This window comes from Rhizobium ecuadorense (genome assembly GCF_001187535.1).
In the GTDB taxonomy this organism is placed as follows: Bacteria; Pseudomonadota; Alphaproteobacteria; order Rhizobiales; family Rhizobiaceae; genus Rhizobium; species Rhizobium ecuadorense.
In genome coordinates this window covers 1-209 of record NZ_LFIO01001004.1, presented here as the reverse complement: position 1 = coordinate 209, position 209 = coordinate 1, and the positions used below count along the sequence as shown (strand labels likewise).

The window sequence follows — 209 nt, the reverse complement described above, 5'->3', positions numbered from 1 at the left end:
CCTTCTTAGAAATGCATCGCTGTCGAACTCCTTCGAGGAGCGGACGGACTTTGTGGCCGACTGGACAGTGTGGAAGAACACCTCCAGATTGATGACCGGTATCGGCTTGATGTTTCGGACCATGTCGATATCCGATCGCATCGTTACGACCAGAAAATATCGGTCCGAACGCAAGGCGTCGAACAGTTCCGGCACCGAGGACACAGCCC

General features: G+C 54.5%; 1 pseudogene. It reads right to left on the bottom strand.

Features of this window, described 5'->3' with window-relative positions:
* Positions 1-209 (bottom strand): annotated as a pseudogene (locus AF337_RS45515) (hypothetical protein); the annotation flags it as partial.